The sequence below is a fragment of the Streptomyces sp. AC627_RSS907 genome, from assembly GCF_019049165.1.
This window is the reverse complement of record NZ_JAGMUE010000856.1, coordinates 1-637: the sequence shown is the minus strand read 5'-3', so window position 1 is coordinate 637 and position 637 is coordinate 1. Positions and strand designations below refer to the sequence as shown.

Genomic DNA, 637 nt, shown 5'->3' with positions numbered 1-637 from the left:
GCGCGTCGGCGCCGCCTACCTGCCCGTCGACCCGGAGCTGCCGCGCGAACGGGCCGCCGCGCTGGTGGCCGACGCGGGCGCCGGAGCCCTGGTGACCACGCCGGAACTGGCCGAGCGGTGGTTCCCTGGGGCGAGGGGCGCGGGCCGGTGGGCCGTGGCCGACGGCGCGGGAGCAGACGGCGGCGCGCTGCCGCTGCTGCGACTGAACACGCCACCCGAACCCGCCCCCGCCGACGCGCGAGCACCCGAGCTGACCGCGCCGCGGTCCGGCGACGCCGCGTACGTGATCTACACCTCCGGCTCCACCGGCCGCCCCAAGGGCGTGCTCGTCACCCACGACGCCATCGCCAACCGGCTGCGCTGGATGCGACACGCCTACCCGATCGGCGCCGACGACCGGGTGCTGCACAAGACGCCGGCCAGCTTCGACGTGTCGGTGTGGGAGCTGTTCTGGCCGCTGCTCGCCGGCGCCACGCTCGTCGTCGCCGGCCCCGACGACCACCGCGACCCGGCCACCGTCGCCGCCCTCATCCGCGACCGGGCGATCACCACCGCGCACTTCGTGCCCTCGATGCTCGCCGCGTTCACGGCCGTCGCCCACCCGGCCGACTGCGCCAGCCTGCGCCGGGTGTTCGCC

General features: G+C 77.1%; 1 protein-coding gene. It reads left to right on the top strand.

All coding sequences use genetic code 11. The annotated features are described in order from the left end of the window. Window positions 1–637 (top strand): AMP-binding protein (locus KUM32_RS39035; protein WP_217146514.1); only part of this gene is annotated, 637 nt, incomplete at both ends.